The organism is Nonomuraea sp. K271 (assembly GCF_009908215.1).
GTDB lineage: Bacteria > Actinomycetota > Actinomycetes > Streptosporangiales > Streptosporangiaceae > Nonomuraea > Nonomuraea longispora.
This window is the reverse complement of sequence record NZ_JAAAHR010000210.1, coordinates 1-15,586: the sequence shown is the minus strand read 5'-3', so window position 1 is coordinate 15,586 and position 15,586 is coordinate 1. Positions and strand designations below refer to the sequence as shown.

The 15,586-nt window shown below is 71.8% G+C and carries 15 protein-coding genes and 2 pseudogenes; 10 read left to right on the top strand and 7 right to left on the bottom strand.

Annotation, left to right across the window (positions count from 1 at the left end):
• Positions 1–342, bottom strand: a pseudogene (locus tag GUY59_RS41940) (hypothetical protein); the annotation flags it as partial.
• Between the two features lie 56 nt (positions 343–398).
• Between GUY59_RS41940 and GUY59_RS41935 the strand changes: the two are divergent.
• From GUY59_RS41935 to GUY59_RS41905, 7 genes are all read left to right on the top strand, one after another.
• Positions 399–1,400, top strand: a complete 1,002-nt coding sequence (locus GUY59_RS41935; protein ID WP_132339655.1) for an AAA family ATPase — start codon at positions 399–401, stop codon at positions 1,398–1,400.
• Positions 1,397–2,329: a DUF58 domain-containing protein gene (locus GUY59_RS41930; protein WP_330849290.1), complete on the top strand. Its 933-nt coding sequence runs from the start codon at positions 1,397–1,399 to the stop codon at positions 2,327–2,329. Before GUY59_RS41935 ends, GUY59_RS41930 begins: the two co-directional genes overlap by 4 nt.
• A gap of 64 nt (positions 2,330–2,393) precedes the next feature.
• Positions 2,394–3,341 (top strand): VWA domain-containing protein, encoded by a 948-nt coding sequence (locus GUY59_RS41925; protein ID WP_138207164.1) that lies wholly within the window; start codon positions 2,394–2,396, stop codon positions 3,339–3,341.
• Positions 3,342–3,352: 11 nt separating this feature from the next.
• Positions 3,353–3,943: a class I SAM-dependent methyltransferase gene (locus GUY59_RS41920; protein WP_138207166.1), complete on the top strand. Its 591-nt coding sequence runs from the start codon at positions 3,353–3,355 to the stop codon at positions 3,941–3,943.
• Positions 3,940–4,479: a TrmH family RNA methyltransferase gene (locus tag GUY59_RS41915; RefSeq protein ID WP_138207168.1), complete on the top strand. Its 540-nt coding sequence runs from the start codon at positions 3,940–3,942 to the stop codon at positions 4,477–4,479. Before GUY59_RS41920 ends, GUY59_RS41915 begins: the two co-directional genes overlap by 4 nt.
• Before the next feature lie 36 nt (positions 4,480–4,515).
• A complete protein-coding gene (locus GUY59_RS41910; RefSeq protein WP_138207170.1) occupies positions 4,516–5,316 on the top strand; it encodes a glycerophosphodiester phosphodiesterase family protein in 801 nt (266 codons plus the stop codon).
• A 44-nt stretch (positions 5,317–5,360) separates the two neighbouring features.
• Positions 5,361–6,794: an MFS transporter gene (locus GUY59_RS41905; RefSeq protein ID WP_138207172.1), complete on the top strand. Its 1,434-nt coding sequence runs from the start codon at positions 5,361–5,363 to the stop codon at positions 6,792–6,794.
• A gap of 98 nt (positions 6,795–6,892) precedes the next feature.
• Here the strand turns inward: GUY59_RS41905 and GUY59_RS41900 are convergent, their stop codons facing one another.
• Positions 6,893–7,144, bottom strand: coding sequence for a winged helix-turn-helix transcriptional regulator (locus GUY59_RS41900; protein ID WP_138207174.1), 252 nt, complete (start codon positions 7,142–7,144; stop codon positions 6,893–6,895).
• 14 nt (positions 7,145–7,158) lie between these two features.
• On the opposite strand from GUY59_RS41900, the gene GUY59_RS50315 reads away from it, so the two are divergent.
• The 3 genes from GUY59_RS50315 to GUY59_RS41890 all read left to right on the top strand — a co-directional run bounded on the left by GUY59_RS50315 (position 7,159) and on the right by GUY59_RS41890 (position 8,556).
• Entirely contained in the window at positions 7,159–7,287 is a 129-nt protein-coding gene (locus tag GUY59_RS50315) for a hypothetical protein (protein ID WP_269129067.1), read from the top strand.
• 94 nt (positions 7,288–7,381) lie between these two features.
• Entirely contained in the window at positions 7,382–8,008 is a 627-nt protein-coding gene (locus tag GUY59_RS41895) for a hypothetical protein (RefSeq protein WP_138207178.1), read from the top strand.
• 203 nt (positions 8,009–8,211) lie between these two features.
• Complete coding sequence (locus GUY59_RS41890) at positions 8,212–8,556, top strand: RNA polymerase-binding protein RbpA (protein WP_132339641.1); 345 nt, start codon at positions 8,212–8,214, stop codon at positions 8,554–8,556.
• A gap of 61 nt (positions 8,557–8,617) precedes the next feature.
• On the opposite strand, the gene GUY59_RS41885 is transcribed toward GUY59_RS41890, so the two are convergent.
• From GUY59_RS41885 to GUY59_RS41865, 5 genes and pseudogenes are all read right to left on the bottom strand, one after another.
• On the bottom strand, positions 8,618–9,121 hold the full coding sequence (locus GUY59_RS41885) for an FxsA family protein (protein ID WP_138207180.1): 504 nt from the start codon (positions 9,119–9,121) through the stop codon (positions 8,618–8,620).
• 176 nt (positions 9,122–9,297) lie between these two features.
• Positions 9,298–10,047 (bottom strand): polyprenol monophosphomannose synthase, encoded by a 750-nt coding sequence (locus GUY59_RS41880; RefSeq protein ID WP_138207182.1) that lies wholly within the window; start codon positions 10,045–10,047, stop codon positions 9,298–9,300.
• 1 nt (position 10,048) lies between these two features.
• Positions 10,049–11,740: an apolipoprotein N-acyltransferase gene (gene lnt / locus GUY59_RS41875; RefSeq protein WP_252375183.1), complete on the bottom strand. Its 1,692-nt coding sequence runs from the start codon at positions 11,738–11,740 to the stop codon at positions 10,049–10,051.
• A 763-nt stretch (positions 11,741–12,503) separates the two neighbouring features.
• Positions 12,504–14,696, bottom strand: a complete 2,193-nt coding sequence (locus GUY59_RS41870; protein WP_252375184.1) for a HelD family protein — start codon at positions 14,694–14,696, stop codon at positions 12,504–12,506.
• A gap of 312 nt (positions 14,697–15,008) precedes the next feature.
• A pseudogene (locus tag GUY59_RS41865) lies at positions 15,009–15,586 on the bottom strand (hypothetical protein); the annotation flags it as partial.

The following is a 15,586-nucleotide window of genomic DNA, read 5'->3' as shown; positions in this document are numbered from 1 at the left end:
GTACGGCACCGCAACCCACGGCGCCCGCCCGCCGTCCATGTCAAGCACCTCGGGAGCATCGTCCAGCACCGCGCCCCGCGGCCGGCCCGCCCGCTCCAGCCATCCGCGCATCCCGGACGCCCCGCTCTCGCCGGCCTCCTTGACGGCCGTCACGAACCGGTCACGCGCGGCGGCGTCGAGCGCGGCGCCTCTGGTGAGCACCGCCAGCGACACGGCACGCCCGTCGGGAGCCCGGCCCAGGTACACGAACCCGGCCGGCGCCGTCTGCAGGCGCGCCTGCACCACGTAGGGCCCCAGCCGGGGCGGGTCGCCGTACTGCAGGGGACTTGCCACGTTTGCCATGAAAGCACAGACGTGGCGTCGTGCGAGTTTGCGGCGCGTTTGGTGGAATGGGGCACATGAGCGTCGCCGAAGAGTTGCCGGGCGGAAACGACGCGGCACTGCTGCGTCAGAGTCTCGACGAGGTCCGGCGTGTCATCGTCGGACAGGACCACATGGTCGAAAGACTCATCGTGGCCCTGCTGGCCCGCGGGCACTGCCTGCTGGAAGGAGTCCCCGGCGTCGCCAAGACCCTCGCCGCGTCCACCCTGGCCACCGTCGTGGGCGGCACGTTCGCCCGCATCCAGTTCACCCCCGACCTCGTGCCGAGCGACATCATCGGCACCCGCGTCTTCCACCCGTCCAACGAGAAGTTCGACGTCGAGCTCGGCCCCGTGTTCGTCAACTTCCTGCTGGCCGACGAGATCAACCGCGCCCCCGCCAAGGTCCAGTCCGCGCTGCTGGAGGTCATGGCCGAGCGGCAGGTCACCCTCGCCGGCGTCACCCACCCGCTGCCCAAGCCGTTCATCGTGCTGGCCACCCAGAACCCCATCGAGTCCGAGGGCGTCTACCCCCTGCCCGAGGTGCAGCGCGACCGGTTCCTCTTCCGGGTGCGGGTGCCCCACCCCACCGCGCACGAGGAGCTGGAGATCCTGCACCGGATGAGCGTCACCCCGCCCGTCCCCGAGCGGGTGCTCGACCCCGCCAAGCTGATCACGCTGCAGAAGGCGGCCGAGGACGTCTCGGTCCACCAGCTCGTCGCCGACTACGTGGTGCGCCTGGTCATGTCCACCCGAAACCCCGGCGAATACGGCCTGGCCGAGCTGGCCGACACCATCGAGATCGGCGTCAGCCCCCGCGCCACTCTGGGCCTGGTCTCCGCCGGGCGCGGGCTGGCCCTGCTGCGGGGCCGCGACTACCTGCTGCCCGACGACGTGCGCGACGTCGCCGTGGACGTCATGTCCCACCGGCTGATGCTCACCTTCGACGCGCTGGCCGACGGCGTCGACCCCGAGCAGGTCGTACGCCAGATCCTGCACGCCGTGCCCCCGCCCGTCGTCGTCTGGAACCAGAACCGGTGAACACCGCCGAGCAGGCGCTGCGCCGGCTGGAGCTGACCGTCACCCGGCGGCTGGACGGCCTGCTGCACGGCGCCCACCAGGGACTGCTGCCCGGCACCGGCAGCGAGGCCGGCGACAGCCGCGTCTACGTGCCCGGCGAGGACGACGTGCGCCGCATGGACTGGGCCGTCACCGCCCGCACCACCATCCCCCACGTACGCGACCTGATCGCCGACCGCGAGCTGGAGACGTGGGCGCTGGCCGACCTGTCGCCCAGCATGGACTTCGGCACCGCCGACACCGACAAGCGCGACCTGGTCGTGGCGGCGGTCGGCGCGATCGGGTTCCTGTCGAGCAGAATGGGAGACCGGTTCGGCGCCCTGGTGATCCACGATGAGCACATCCACCGCATGCCCGCCCGTACCGGCCGCCCCGCCCTCTACGGGCTGCTGCACTCCCTCATGGACGCCCCCCGCGGCCAGGTCGTGCCCGACCCGCCCGACCTGGCCGAGGGCGTCGACGTGCTGTCGGCCAGCCGCAGGCGCCGCGGCATGCGGCTGATCGTCTCCGACTTCCTCGACGCCCGGCCCGACCTCGACCCCGACGCCGAACGCCCGTGGGAGCGCCCCATCAGGCGCCTGGCGGCCCGCCACCAGGTGCTGGCCGTCGAGGTGATCGACCCGCGCGAGCTCGAGCTGCCCGACGTGGGCCGGGTCGCGTTCGCCGACCCCGAGAGCGGGAACGTACGCGAAGTGCATCTTTCACCCAAAGTCCGGCAAGCGTACGCCGAAGCGGCCGCCCAGCAACGCGAGGGCACCCGCCGGGCGCTGCGCCGCGCCGGCATCGCCCACCTCGTGCTGCGCACCGACCGCGACTGGGTGTTCGACGTGGCCCAGTTCGTCCTGCGCCAGCGCCGCATGAGCCACCTGGCCCACCGGAGACCCGTGTGAGCGAGCGAAACGAGGAGACCATCACCGGCGCTATCGTGGTCACGAGGCCCGGGAAGGAGGCCTGGTGACCTTTCTCGCCCCCGCCTGGCTGTGGTTGTTCGTGCTGGTGCTGCTGCTGGTGGCCGGCTACATCGCGGCGCAGTTCGCCCGCCGCCGCTACACCGTGCGCTTCACCAACCTGGCACTGCTCAATCTCGTCGCTCCCGCCGGGCCCGGCTGGCGCCGCCACGTGGCGCCCGCGCTGTTCCTCGTCATGATGTCGCTCCTGGTCGTCGGCGCCGCCAAACCCGCCGGTGAGGTACGCGTGCCGCGCGACCGCGCCACCATCATGATCGCGCTCGACGTGTCCCTCTCGATGGACGCCGCCGACGTCGACCCCGACAGGATCAGCGCCGCCAAGGCGGCCGCCCAGGCGTTCGCCAAGGAGTTGCCCGACCGCTTCAACGTCGGCGTGGTCTCCTTCGCCCGCTCCGCCAACGTGGTCGTCTCCCCCACCACCGACCACCAGGCCGTGATCACCGCCATCGGCAACCTCACCACCCGGCCGGGCACCGCGATCGGCGAGGCCGTCTTCAACTCGCTCGAGTCGGTGCGCTCGTTCGACCAGCAGGCCGTCACCGACCCGCCGCCGGCCGCCGTCGTGCTGCTGTCCGACGGTGACAACACCTCCGGCCGGTCGGTCAACGAGGCCATCGAAGCGGCGCAGCAGGCCGGTGTGCCGGTCTCGACGATCGCGTACGGCACCCAGGAGGGCACCGTCGACATCGACGGCCGGCCGGTGAACGTGCCGGTCAACAAGCAGACCCTGCAGTCGTTGTCCGACGGCACCAGCGGCCGCGCCTACACCGCCGAGTCCGGCTCGCAGCTGCGCGAGGTCTACGAGCAGATCGGCACCTCGCTCGGCTACAAGCTGGTCAACCAGGAGATCACCCAGTGGTTCATCGTGGCCGCCATCATGGCCGGGCTGCTGGTGGCGGGAGCGGCCGTGCTGTTCGGCGCCAGGATCCCGTAACGTTCTGCCCCGTGGCCCACTACTTCTCCGAGCAGCCGAAGACCGCGAGCAGGCCGGGCTCGGTCGACCTGGTCCTGCCCGACCTGCACCTTCGGCTGGAGACCGACAGCGGCGTGTTCTCCCCCGAGCGGGTCGACCTCGGCACGCGCGTGCTGCTGGAGAGCGTCCCGCCACCTCCGCCGCAGGGCGACCTGCTCGACCTCGGCTGCGGCTACGGCCCCATCGCGCTGACCATGGCCTCGCGCGCCCCGGAGGCGACGGTGTGGGCCGTCGACGTGAACCGGCGGAGTCTGGAGTTGACCGCGCGCAATGCCCAAGCCGCCCGCCTTTACACAGTAAGGTCGGTGCACGTGGACGACGTGCCGGACGACGTGAGGTTCCGCGCCATCTGGTCCAATCCCGCGATCCGCATCGGCAAGCAGGCTCTGCACGACATGCTCACCAGGTGGCTGACCCTGCTGACGCCCGACGGCGTGGCCTACCTGGTCGTCCAGAAACACCTCGGCTCCGACTCCCTGCAGCGCTGGCTCGGCGAGCAGGGCTGGCAGGCCTCCCGCGAGGCCAGCCGAGCCGCCTACCGCATCCTGAAGGTGACCCGATGAGAAGGCAGCTGCGCCCCACCGACGTCAAGCGGCTCAACCGCACCTGGCGCAGGAACACCCACCACCGCCTCGGCCTGATCATCGAGTCGGTCACCGGCCCGTTCAACATCGGCTCGATCTTCCGCAGCGCCGCCGCCTTCGGGGTCGACGAGATCTGGCTCGCCGGCAACGCGACCCCTCCGACCAACCCCAAGGTGGGCAAGACCGCGCTGGGCACCGAGCGGCTCGTCACGTGGCACGACGCGATGCCGGCCGCCGAGGCGGTCAAGGCCGCCCGCGAAGAGGGCTACACGGTGCTGGCAGTCGAACTGACCGCCGAGGCCGTGCCGCTGCACCGGGCGGGGCTCGGCCGCGACGTGTGCCTGGTGGTCGGCAGCGAGGACCACGGCTGCTCCCCCGCCCTGCTCGACGCCGTCGACGGCGCCTGCTACATCCCCCAGGTCGGCCGGGTCGGCTCGGTCAACGTCGCGGTGGCGGCGGCCATCGCCCTGGCAGAGGCACGCCGCCAGGAGTGGGAGAATCTCCCCGAATCGTAATCCTCACCGTTCACCCGGAAGGGCATACTTCAGGACGTGCTCAGCCGCCGATTCGCCTTTCTCGACCACCCGGGCCCGCTGGCCTTCGCCCATCGTGGCGGAGCCGCAGAGAGCGCCGAGAACTCCGCCGCCGCGTTCGAGCGGGCGGTCGGCCTCGGATACGCCTATCTGGAGACGGACGCCCGCGCCACCGCCGACGGCGTGCTGCTCGCCTTCCACGACCACACGCTCGACCGCGTGACCGACCGGCGGGGCCGCGTCTCCCAACTCCCCTACCGCGAGGTCAAGAGGGCCCGCATCGACGGGGTCCACGAGATCCCCCTGCTGGAGGACCTGCTGGGCACCTGGCCGGAGATCCGCTTCAACATCGACGTCAAGGAGCCGGCCGCCATCGCCCCGCTCGCCGCGGCGGTCCGGCGTACCGGCGCCTACGACCGGATCTGCCTGACGTCCTTCTCCGATGAGCGCCTGGCCCTGGCCAGGGCGGCGCTGGGCCGGCAGGTGTGCTCGGCGCTCGGCCCGCGCGGCGTCGCCGCACTGCGCGCCGCCGCCACCACCTCCGGCTACGGCCGGCTGCTCGCCCGCCTGTCCCGCGCCGGCGTGCCGTGCGCGCAGGTGCCGGTGGGCTTCCGCGGCCTGCGCGTCACGACCCGGGCGCTGGTCCGCACGGCGCACGCCATCGGCATGCAGGTGCACGTGTGGACCATCAACGACACCGCCCACATGGAGCACCTGCTCGACCTGGGCGTCGACGGCATCATGACCGACAAAGTCACCGGCCTGCGCGACGTCCTGCAGCGTCGCGGCCAGTGGCATCCCGGCCGGTTGGCCGCCTGAGCGCGACGCCCCCGCCCTTGCCCTCCTAGGAGCGACACGACACCATGCCCGCACCCGCACCCCCCGGGGCCCTCGACGACTCCCCCGCAGCCCGCCGGCGCGAGCAGCGCGGCTGGTACTTCTACGACTGGGCCAACTCCGCCTTCTACACCACGATCATCTCGGTCTTCCTCGGCCCCTACCTCATCCCCGTCGCCAAGACCGCCGCCTGCGCCCAGGACTTCCCCGGCATGGCCGCCGACCGGTGCGTGGCCGGCTTCGACCAACTGGCGATCGACAACCCGGGCCTGGGGTACGTCGACGTGCTCGGCGCCGACATCAGGCCCGCCGCGTACTTCGGGCTGATCATGACGGTCGCGGTGCTGCTGCAGATCGTGTTCCTGCCCATCGTGGGCGCGCTGGCCGACCACATCGGGCGCAAGCGGGAGATGCTCGGCGGCTTCGCCTACATCGGCGCCCTTGCCACCATGGGGCTGTACTTCGTCGAGGGCGACCGCTACATGCTCGGCGGCGTGCTGTTCGTCGTGGCCAACCTGGCCTACGGCTCCTCGGTCGTCGTCTACGACTCGTTCCTGCCGCAGATCTCCACGGCGGCCGAACGCGACACCGTCTCCTCGCGCGGCTGGGCCATCGGCTACCTCGGCGGCGGCCTGCTGCTGGCCCTCAACCTGGTGCTCTATCTCCAGCACGAGAGCCTCGGGCTGGCCGAGGGCATGGCGGTGCGCATCAGCATGATGTCGGCGGGGCTGTGGTGGGCCGTCTTCACCATCGTGCCGCTGCTGCGGCTGCGCAACCGGCCGGCGCCCGCGCACGAGAGCACCGCGCTGCGCTCGGTCGGCGGCAGCTTCCGGCAGCTCGGCCGCACGCTGGCCGAGCTGCGCCGCTACCCGCTGACGCTGCTGTTCCTGGTGGCCTACCTCGTCTACAACGACGGCGTGCAGACGGTCATCGGCAACAGCGCGGCCTTCGCCTCCGAGGCCCTCAAGCTGGACAAGACCGTACAGATCAGCGCAATCCTGATGGTGCAGTTCGTGGCGTTCTTCGGCGCGCTGCTGCTCGGGCGGCTGGCCGTCGCCTTCGGCACCAAGCGCACGGTGCTGGCCAGCCTCGTGGTGTGGACCGCGATCGTGGTGATGGCCATGTTCGTCGGCGAGAGGCAGGCCCTGCAGTTCTATCTCATGGCCTTCGCGATCGCGATCGTGCTGGGCGGCACCCAGGCCCTGTCGCGCTCGCTGTTCTCGCAGGTGATCCCCAAGGGGCGGGAGGCCGAATACTTCAGCCTGCTGCAGATCAGCGACAAGGGGTCGGCGTTCATCGGCTCGCTGACGGTGACCGTGGCACTGCAGCTCACCAACAGCTACCGCATCGCCATCGTCTCCATGATCATATTCTTCGTTGTCGGGTTCGTGCTCCTGGCTCTGATCAACCTGCCCAAGGCCATCCGCGCCGCCGGCAACGAGGTCCCCGAACGGATCTGAGCGCTCAGCCGGTGTCCCCGGCGGCCGGAGCCCCGAGGAGCATCGTGCCCGGCCCCTGGGCCTCTCCAGGGCCGGGCACGGCCGTCACATGCCCGCCGTCACATGCCCGCCGTGACCTCGCCGCCGCAGTGCGGGCAGGTGACCACGGGGGTGAACCGCTCACCGCAGGAGTGCACCAGCAGCGCGGGCGGGCCGCCGGCGGGGGTGGCCCGGCGATCGTCCCAGGCCATCCGGGTCGTCAGGGCGGGCACGATGTCACGGCCCGCCTCCGTCAGGACGTACTCGTGACGCACCGGCCGCTGCTGGTAGGGCTGCTTCTCCACCACCCCCGCCGCCACCAGGCGCTCCAGGCGGCCGGCCCGGCATGGCCCGCGCGTCCGGCAGGCCGGGTCTGGCGCTGCTGGTGGGCGCCGCCGTCAAGCCGCTGGCGGCGTTGACCCGGCTGGGCGACAGGACACCGGTGCCGCTGGTGACCCGAAGAGGCGGGAGGTAGCCGATCCAAAACGAGAGCACCGCTCTTGACATAGGCGCCACAATGCGAGAGCGTTGCTCTCACCCAGGAGCGGCGCACACTTCAAGGAGCACCGATGTCATCCAAGTCAAGCGCCGCGGCATTGGCCGCGGCCGGAATCCTCTTCTTCGTCTATCCCGCGGTCCGCCCCTCGGGCGACGACGCCGCCGCCATGGCCTCCACCGCCTGGCTCGCCGGGCACACCGCCGCGATGATCGGCTTCGTCCTGCTCGCCCTCGCGTTGCTCGGGCTGCACCGGCTGCTCGGCGACCGGCTGTCACTGCGGGCCGCGGCGGTGAGCTGGGCGGGCGCCGGCCTGACACTCCCCTACTACGGCGCGGAGACCTTCGGCCTGCACGTGGTCGCCCAGCGCTCCCTGCGCGACCAGGCACCCGCGCTGATGGAGCTGGCGGCGCAGTTGAGGTATGGGGGCGTCCCCGTCACCATGTTCGCGGCCGGGCTCGTCCTGCTCGCCGCCGGCGCGGTGATGGCCGCGGTGTCCGTCTGGCGGTCGGAAACGCTGCCCCGGTGGAGCGGCACGGCGCTGGCACTCGGTTTCGCGCTGTTCATCCCGCAGTTCTTCGGGCCGTACCCGCTGCGCATCGCGCACGGTGTGCTCATCATGGCCGGCGGGCTGTGGCTCGCGGCGGCGATGATCGGCGGTCGTCGCGGGAAACCCGCCACGACCTCAACGATCGGCTGAAACTCCGCTGTGTGGGCCCTGAGCTGGCCCTGCGCCCCCGAACCCGCTGCCAGGAGCCCCGCTGACGGACCTCATGGGAAGAACCGAGGCCCCAAGCGCGATTGGATCACCCCGCAGGTGGGAATCCCATCACGGTACCAAGCGTTAGACACCGTGGGAGACAGACCCCCCACGCATGGGGGCCCTGTAGGAGGCATTTAAACATGGGCGAGCGCGCGCTTCGTGGCACCCGGCTCGGGGCAACCAGCTACGAGAACGACCGTAACACGGATCTGGCCCCACGCCAGGAGGTGTCCTACACCTGTCCTAAGGGGCATTGCTTCGAGGTTCCGCTTGCCGCCGAGGCTGAAATCCCCGCGACGTGGGAGTGCCGCATGTGCGGCGCGACCGCCATCCGCGTGGACGGCGAGCAGCCGGAATCGAAGAAGACCAAGCCGCCGCGGACACACTGGGACATGCTCCTGGAGCGGCGGTCCATCGAGGATCTTGAGGAGGTGCTCAACGAGCGGCTCGCCGTATTGCGAGCCCAGCGTCGTAAGAGCGCCTGATCCCCTCTCACGGTGAAACCCCCGGGCACAGCCCGGGGGTTTTTCTCGCGCGGTGAACCCGTCAGGAGTCGCGGTCCTCGCGGATCACCTCGCCGTGCACCACCCGTGCTCCCCGCGGCGCGCCCGCGTCAGGGGAGTCCGCGCCGGCAAAACCACCGTCCGGCGGGAACGTGCCGGCGTACGGGGAGGCCGCGGCCATACGCCTGACCCTGCGCTCGAAGAACGACGAGCTCAGGCGGCGCACCAGTGGCCGGGTGACCGGCAGCACGCACGCCAGCCCCAGCACGTCGGTGACGAAACCCGGCACCAGCAGCAGCCCGCCGCCCACCAGGATCAGGCCGCTGTCGGCCAGTTCACGCTCGGGCATGCGCCCGCTCTGCACCGACTCCTGAAGGACCCGCCACGCCCTGCGCCCCTCGCGGCGCATCAGCCAGGCGCCCAGCAGGCTGCCGGCGATGAGGAGGGTCACGGTCGCCGGCCCGCCGATCGCGGCCCCGACCTGGAACATCAGCCAGATCTCCAGGACGGGGAAGAGCAGGAAGGCCAGGAAGAGCAGGAGCCGCATCGTTTCCTCGTTTCCACACGCGCGTACAGCAGGAACAACGCCCGGCGCCCCCGAACCGTTCCGCCCGGCGGCCGATTGACGGACAAACAGCCCTTTCCAGGCGGTCGTACGGCCGCGCCACGCCGCGCACACCAGCGCGCGTCCAGCATTCCCGAGCCCCGACGCGCGAGGCCGGCTCAGCCCCGGCCGCGCCTGCCGCGCAGGCGCCCGGGCAGGCCCGTGACACCCCACAGCCCGATCCGCCACAACGCCTCGGACATGACCTTGCCGCTCATCTTGCTCTTGCCGACCGTACGCTCCACGAACGTGATCGGCACCTCGACCACCCGCAGCCCGTTCCGTGACGTACGCAGCGTCAGGTCGACCTGGAAGCAGTAACCCTGAGACTCCACCCCCGCCAGCCCCACCTTGTCCAGCGTGGCCGAACGGTAGGCGCGGAACCCGGCGGTCGCGTCGCGCACGGGCAGGCCCAGCATGACCCGCGTGTAGATGTTGGCGCCCTTGGACAACATCTCGCGCCGGTGCGGCCAGTTGACCACCTTGCCGCCGGGCACGTAACGCGAGCCGATCGCCAGGTCGGCGCCCTCGGCCAGCGCCTCCAGCAGCTTGGGCAGCTCCTCGGGCTGGTGCGAGCCGTCGGCGTCCATCTCGACCAGCACGTCGTAACCTTCGTCCAGCCCCCAACGGAACCCGGCGATGTACGCCGCGCCGAGCCCCTGCTTGCCTGGCCGGTGCAGGACGTGCACGTGGCCGTCGCCCGCCGCCAGCCCGTCGGCGACCTCGCCGGTGCCGTCAGGGCTGTTGTCGTCGGCCACGAGCACATGGGCCGCCGGCACGGCGGCCCGCAGCCGCTCCACGATCACGGGAAGGTTGTCGCGCTCGTTGTATGTCGGCACGATGACGAGCACCCGGCCGAGAGTCTCCATGTCAGTCGTTCCTCATCCGGTCTACTTGCCGCCTGCCACGCCACGCGGCGACTCCGGCCGCCGCCGCTCCCATCACCATCAATGCCCACTCAGGAAACGCCCCCACCGTGGTCGCAAGCGTTTTCTCAGTGCGTACGGGCACCTTGACCACGTTCATGTCCGCGACCAGCTCGCGGGTCTGCCAGGAGACTTTACCGTCAGGCATGACAAACGCGGAGATCCCTGTCGTGGCCGCGGTCACGACGGCCCGGTTGTGCTCCACCGCGCGCAGCTTCGACATCGCCAGCTGCTGAGGCGGCAGGTTGGACAGCGCGTAGCTGGCGTTGTTGGTCTGCACCACCAGGGGCGTGCCCCCGGCGCGCACGGTCTCGCGCACGGTGCCGTCGTAGGCCACCTCGTAACAGTTGACCGCGCCGATCGTCACCGGCCCCATCCTCAGATCGCCCGGCTTGTCGCCCGGCACGGACTGCCGGCCCACCAGCCCGGCCCGCTCCCACAGGGCCAGCACGATCTCCTTGAGCGGCGTGAACTCCCCGAACGGCACCAGATGCTGCTTGTCGTAGTAGTCGCCCGCCCCGGTCACCGGATCCCACACGAGGCTGCGGGTGGCGCGGTGCTCGTCGCCGATCCCCACGACCGCGCCGACGAGCGTGGGCACCCCGACGTCCCGCACGGAGTCGTGAATGGTCTCCTGGGCGAACCGGTCACGGTAGGGGTCGATGTCGGTGGAGTTCTCCGGCAGGACGACCAGGTCGGGCTTGGGGAGCCTGCCCTCGCGTACGGCCTGGGCCAGGCGCTTGGTCTCGTTGGCGTGGTTGCGCAGGACGACGGCGGGCTCGTCGCCGAGCACGTTCATGCCCCGGCCGGGAACGTTGCCCTGCACGATGCCGACGTTGACCGTACGGCCCTCGTCGCCCGGCCGCGGCACGGCCAGGCTCAGCACGGGCACGGCCAGCGCCAGCGCCAGGGGGGCCGCCCTGCGCCACAGCACGCGCCCGCGCGACAGGAACGCCTGGGCCAGCAGAGCGCCGCACAACACGACGGCGAACGACACCAGCGGCGCGCCGCCCAGGGCCGCGTAGGTGGTGAAGAGCGACTCACCCTGGCTGAAGGCCGCCCGCGCCCACGGGAACCCGCCGAAGGGCACCAGGCCGCGCAGCCACTCCATGGCCACCCACAGGCCGCCGAACCACACCGGCCAGCCGGGCAGGCGGAAGACGAGCGCGGCGGCGGCGGCCATGGCGGCGTAGAAGAGGCTCTCCGCGCCGACGAGCATGAGCCAGACGTCGTCGCCGATCGTGCGCACCCACGCCACGCCGGGGAACAGGAACGCCGCGGCGCCGACGTAGCCGAGCCAGGCCGCCCGCCTGGGGCGGGTGCCGTGCAGGGAGGCGACGATCAGCGCGATGCCCGGGGGGGCGCACCACCACCAGTCGAGCGGTGGGAAGGCGGCGAACAACGCCAGCCCGCCGGCCACGGCCGCCGCGATTCTGGCCGCCGTCATGCGCCGGGGCTCGCGTCCCGGCTCCCCCGCGGCGGTCTTGGGACCCCCCTTCGACGGCACACCGTCACCGGCGGCGGTCGCGGTATCGTCCTCGCCACGCGGCCCGCCCGTCTCCTCACCGCCGCCCGCGCCTCCGCCTTGCGCGCCCCGCCCCGCCCCGGAAGCGGGCACGGCGCGGGCATCAGACACAGGCACAGGCTGGGGCTGGGGCGAAGACACCGGCTCGGGCCGCGCATCGGACACGGACACCGGCTCGGGCCGGTCGGCGGCGCCCGGCCGGGGGGCATCGGGGGCAGGCTCGGCGGCCGCGGCGGCCGGATCGGACGTAGGAGGCGCCGTCGCGGCCGGAGGCGGCGCGAAGGCAGGCGCGGGGCCATCGCCAGGGGTCGAGTCGCGCCCGGGTGTGGGCGGGAGGCTCGTTCTGTCCTGAACCACTCCGAGGTCTCCTCCGCCGTCATCGCACGCCTGCTTGCGGAAACGCTACCGTCCCACGGCCCCACTTCACGCAGCGCGGCGCGGGGAGATCGAAAAATGGCGAGCGGACGCGGCAGGGTGATCCCGCGGCTGACGGGACCACCCGGCGCACGGCGGTCCTGCGCACGAGAACGGGAAGAGGGCCCGGAAACCCTTCGGACCGGACCCGTCTCGTCGGCGGCGAGCGCGGAATTCCGTTGTCTACTGGGCTCCCGGGCCCGTCCCGGGTCCAACCCCCCGCCCGGTTGGGGTGCCCCGACTCGACGGACCGACGGCCCTGCACCTGGCTGTGTGGACGAAGTCACGCTCCGTCACGGACGCAGGATCCGGCGATGTCAGAGACGGCCAACCGGCCAAGTCCCGTGCTGGACTGCGCAGCAAACTACCGACTCCACCTCAGATGTCAACCGTGTCCCGATCAGCAGAAACATCAAGTTTTCGCAGGTGGGACATGATCGGCCGCCTGCCGTAAAGCGGATCAGAGCCCATTTGCGGGCGTCTGCGAGCGGCTCGGCAAGCCTCCGAGCGCCTCGGGGAGCGGCCGCTCGTGCACGACGCCGAGCCGTTGCGTGGCACGGGTGAGAGCAACATACAGGTCGCTCGGCCCTCGCGGCGACTGGGCGGCGATGAGGTCGGGTTCGGCCACGATCACCGAGTCGAACTCCAGCCCCTTCGCGTCCGTCACCCCCATCACGGCCACCGGCGCGTCGAGCGCCTCCGCGCCCTTCGCCCGGCCCGCCCCGGGCGTCACCACCACGGTGCCGGCCACGGCCGCGGAGACCTCGTCCCCGAGCGGGCCGAGCAGCCTGTCGGGCACCACCACGGCGACCTTGCCGCCCTCGCCCACCTCTGCCTGGACCAGCTCGGCGAGCGCGGTAAGCGGCGCCGACCAGGGCTGTGCGCCCAGCTCGCGTACGGACGCCGGAGCTTCGAGCGCGGGGTCGACGGTGGCCAGGACACGCGCCGCGAGCGCCATCAGCTCGACCGGCGTGCGGTAGTTGACGCTCAGCCGTTCCTGACGCCAGCGCCCGGCCACGTACGGGTCGAGCACCTCTGCCCACGAGCGCGCGCCGGCCGCAGAGCCGGTCTGCGCGATGTCGCCGACGATCGTCATCGAACGGGTGGGGCACCTCCGCATGACGGCCCGCCAGGCCATCGGCGACAGCTCCTGCGCCTCGTCCACGATCACGTGCCCGTAGGCCCAGGTGCGGTCGGCGGCGGCGCGCTCCGCGGTGGTGAGGTGGGGACCGCCACCGCGCTGGCGTTCGGCCAGGCGCTCGGCCTCCATGACGTCGGACAGGCCGGTCAGTTCCAGGACCTCGCGGGCGTAGGCCAGCTCGGCCTCGCGCTCGCTCTCCTCGGCCTGCCTGGCGGCGGCCAGTTCCTCCTCCGCCTGCATGGCGCTGGCGCGCAGCACCCGCTCGTCGATGTCGCCGAGCAGCTCGGCCGCCTCGTCGAGCAGCGGCACGTCGGACTCGGTCCACGTGCCGCCGTCGCGGCGCAGCAGCGCACGCTCGCCGGGTGTGAGGGACGAGGCCGCGTACTCCAGGCGCTCGGGCGAGCCGTACAGGCCGAGCAGGAGGCGCTGCGGCGTGAGGTAGGGCCACAGCCGGTTGAGCGCGGACTTGACGACCGGCTCGGTACGCAGCTCCTCGCGCATGTCGGCCAGGTCGTCCTCGTCGATGAGCCCCTTGCCGATCTTGCGGGCCTGCTGCCGGGCCAGCGCGTTGAGCAGGGACCTGACGAACACGGCCCTGGCCTGGTTGTGCGGGCGGCGTGAGCGGGCCGCCTTGTTCCTGGCCGCGTCGAGCATGGCCCGGTCGATGGTGAGGGTGAGACGGCCGACGGTCAGCTCGATGGGCTTGCGCGGCACCCGCTGCCGGTCGCGTACGGCCTTGGCGATCACCGCGGCCATCCGCGCGTCCCCCTTGAGCGCCGCCACCTCGGGCCGCTCGCGGGCGGTGGCGGTGACGCCGGGATAGAGCTCGCCGACCGTGGACAGCAGCACGTCGTTCTCACCGAGCGAGGGCAGGACCTGCTCGATGTAGCGCAGGAACGTCAGGTTGGGCCCGAGGATGAGCACCCCCCTGCGCTCCAGCCGCTCCCTGTGCGTGTAGAGCAGGTACGCGGCCCGGTGCAGGGCCACGACCGTCTTGCCGGTGCCGGGGCCGCCCTGCACGACCAGGACGCCGTTCAGGTCGCCGCGGATGACGCGGTCCTGCTCGGACTGGATGGTGGCCACGATGTCGCGCATGCGGCCCGTACGCCGCTCGTCGAGCGCGGCCAGCAGGGCCGCCTCACCGTTGAGCGTGGCACGGTCGTCGTCGGTGAGCGAGTCGAGGTCGAGCAGGTCGTCGTCGACGCCGACCACCGTACGGCCCTTGGTCTGCAGGTGGCGGCGCCTGGTCACGCCCATGGGGGCGGCGGGGGTGGCGCGGTAGAACGGCTGCGCGACCGGCGCCCGCCAGTCGATCAGCAGACGGCGCTGGTCGTCGTCGGTCAGGCCGAGCTTGCCGATGTAGAGGCGGCCCTCCTCGACGTGGTCGAGGCGGCCGAACGCCAGGCCGCGCTCGACCGCCCAGAGCCGGGCGAGCCTGAGAGCGTACATCTCGGCGAACGTGTCGCGCTCCGACCTGTTCTGCATGGTGCCGACGGCGCCGCTGGCCAGCACCTCCTTCAGCTGTCGCTGGGTGCGCTCGCGCAGCTCGTCGAGACGGTCATAGAGGCGGGTGACGTACGCCTGCTCCCTGGTGCGTTCCGTTTGACGCGTTACCGTCTGACCATTAATGTGGTTAATGGGACACTCCGGGCCATTCTGCTTGTTGTTACGACAAACGATGACATTAGCACGCCTTTCGCGGCGCTCCCCTCACTTCGTCCCGTTACCTGCGATCGCCGGACCGCTCAGACGTACGGACTCGGCGGCGACGCTACCCCCTCCATGGTGACCGCACACCCGCTCATGCATAACAGCATGCGCCGGCTACGTCCGCCCGGCGCCCGCCAGAACCGCCGCGGCGGCCGCGGCGTAGGCATACGTGCCCCACTCCGGGGCGAGATACGCCACCGCGCCCGCCAGGGGGACGCCGAGCCACTCCCAGCGGCCGTCCAGGGCCACCAGGGCGACCACCAGCAGCGCGTACCACGGATATCCGGGGGTCAGCAGCAGGAACGCCGTACCGGTGACCACGAGCGCGCCCCGCCACGGCCGGTCCGGATCGCCGCGCCTGAGGACGTGGAAGGTCACGGCCGCCAGCACCAGGAGCACGGCCGGCACGGCCCACGAGTCGGGCAGCACCAGCCGCAGCAGCCCGTAACGGTCACGCGCCCCGGCCTCGTCGTAGCCTTCCTCGGCCACGTACCCGGACAGGTAGCCCAGCACCGAACCCCGGGACAGCAGAACGTAGGGCAGGTAGGCGGCGGCCACGACCAGGGTGGCGGACGCCGTCGTCCACAGGGCTCCCCGCGCCGCCCGGCCGCTCGACAGGCTCCCGGACAGCGCGCCGGGCAGCACCACGGCCGGCACCAGCTTGACCGCGATCGCCCCGCCCAGCATCGTCC

What these genes read in the sequence shown, in the direction of transcription:
- GUY59_RS41935 (WP_132339655.1), top strand. Translation starts at nt 399, where the DNA reads ATGAGCGTCGCCGAAGAGTTGCCGGGCGGAAACGACGCGGCACTGCTG.
- GUY59_RS41915 (WP_138207168.1), top strand. Translation starts at nt 3,940, where the DNA reads ATGAGAAGGCAGCTGCGCCCCACCGACGTCAAGCGGCTCAACCGCACC.
- GUY59_RS41905 (WP_138207172.1), top strand. Translation starts at nt 5,361, where the DNA reads ATGCCCGCACCCGCACCCCCCGGGGCCCTCGACGACTCCCCCGCAGCC.
- GUY59_RS50315 (WP_269129067.1), top strand. Translation starts at nt 7,159, where the DNA reads ATGGCCCGCGCGTCCGGCAGGCCGGGTCTGGCGCTGCTGGTGGGCGCC.
- GUY59_RS41895 (WP_138207178.1), top strand. Translation starts at nt 7,382, where the DNA reads ATGTCATCCAAGTCAAGCGCCGCGGCATTGGCCGCGGCCGGAATCCTC.
- GUY59_RS41890 (WP_132339641.1), top strand. Translation starts at nt 8,212, where the DNA reads ATGGGCGAGCGCGCGCTTCGTGGCACCCGGCTCGGGGCAACCAGCTAC.
- GUY59_RS41885 (WP_138207180.1), bottom strand. Translation starts at nt 9,121, where the DNA reads ATGCGGCTCCTGCTCTTCCTGGCCTTCCTGCTCTTCCCCGTCCTGGAG.
- GUY59_RS41880 (WP_138207182.1), bottom strand. Translation starts at nt 10,047, where the DNA reads ATGGAGACTCTCGGCCGGGTGCTCGTCATCGTGCCGACATACAACGAG.